Source organism: Endozoicomonas sp. SESOKO2, from assembly GCF_024606245.1.
GTDB lineage: Bacteria > Pseudomonadota > Gammaproteobacteria > Pseudomonadales > Endozoicomonadaceae > Endozoicomonas_A.
In genome coordinates this window covers 1-1,658 of the sequence record NZ_JAHHPQ010000638.1, presented here as the reverse complement: position 1 = coordinate 1,658, position 1,658 = coordinate 1, and the positions used below count along the sequence as shown (strand labels likewise).

Genomic DNA, 1,658 nt, shown 5'->3' with positions numbered 1-1,658 from the left:
GTCCGCAAGCCGGTCATGGAGTCGGGATAATCGACGGCTTTCACGATCCTTCTGATCCACCAGACCGTGATAAAGATCATGGGCCAGTGCCGACAGTGGCTGATCAGCAGTACCCTGCCATTCCAGTGATTGAGACAGTCGATTCTCTATGTGTTTAATGCCTGCTACGTCGGAATTGACTGTTCTGGCAATATGAAAACAATCGTTGGCCAGAGCCTGAATGGCATCGGATCGGGTCTGTCCTGATGACAAAGGTAACTGCCAGCCAGATGCCAGTGCATCCTCCAAACGTTTCATCTGTCTTGAGGGTCTGATAGCTAACGTTTGATATTGCTCTGCTGCCGCTGGATCAACTTCCAACAGATGGGCTATTGCCTGTCGTTGTTGTTCCGGGACATGGGCAACGATCATGGCACAGAGCTTATCCAATGATTCACTAGTCCAAAAAGATGGAAATGGATTTTTATAGGACAGTTCTAATGCTCTAAATCGAGTCTCCTTAAAGGTTGCCGGGTCAAAGGCTCTGGCCAGTGGCCATGGGTTCTGCTGCACACAGGTTCTATCCAACTGCGGGGCACTATTGATGAAGTCATTTAACCGATCCGGGTCAACCGAGGCGGTTTGATGCTCATCCGGTTTCTCATAGGCATCTGGCAGTAGCTGACAACAGGCCACTTTCATAAAATCCCGCACTGACGGATTCTGCCGGGTGCCGTGGGTGATGACACTATTGATGGCCTTGCGCCAGTGGCGGGGCAGCAGCTGTGGTGACTGATCAACCTGCTGAGCCCGCCGGGCAGCCAGTATCAGGTTATTCAACAATCCTTCAGTTAGTTCAGGCAGGGGGTTACAAAGGTCGCCAGGTACGGTTTTAAACGCTTCGTAAAGTTGGTGAAGTGCCTGTTCGGGCAGCTCAGTCAGGGGGATATCATGCTTGTTCCCATTGATATCCCAGATATCGACACCAAAGCATGGTTCTGCTGTGGCAACCATTGAACTGATTACCGAAGATTGAGTTTTTGCAGACTCGGGCCAGAGCAGGGTGACATGAGCTTGAGGGTAGGCCTGTAATTGACCATTGACCAACAGAGGTTGCCCAATAACCAGAGGTTCCAGAAGCCGCTGAAGGTTTGGATTACTTTCCAGTCCTCGCAATACAACTGGCCTGCCAGAGGTTAATGCATCCTGTAACGCACTCTGACGTCGGCCAAAACGTGCCTTTTGTTCCGAGGTGATATGGATATTGTCAAAAAGCTGGCTGAGACTGGTCTGTTCATTAACCTGAATCACCAGGGATGTTTTCTGATTATTATTGATCCAATAGCTTGCCTGAGCAGGTTGCTGATACGTCACGCTGTTAAAGATGGCCCGATCTCTCACGGGGCGCTCATCGTTTTCTGCCAATCCCAAAGTTTCCGGCTGCTGTTTTGGATGAGCTACCTGAAGTCGGGGCTCCAGACCTGTGTTCTCGCGAATCGTTTGCAGTGAACCCAGTAAACGAAACCAGAGTGCCTCGGTGAGGGGAGACGTTACGGTGATGACACCACCCGCCCGAACTTGTTCCAACAGGCAGGTGTTAGGGACTGCATGGCCTTCCGGGGCGATGGCAATCGGGCTCAGCCATTCCCTGATATTACTCTGGTTAATGATGATCGGGT

The 1,658-nt window shown here is 51.0% G+C and carries 1 protein-coding gene; it reads right to left on the bottom strand.

Annotated features, from left to right (window positions below; all coding sequences use genetic code 11):
* On the bottom strand, positions 1-1,658 hold a 1,658-nt coding region (locus tag KDK17_RS15920), incomplete at both ends, for a hypothetical protein (protein ID WP_257288500.1).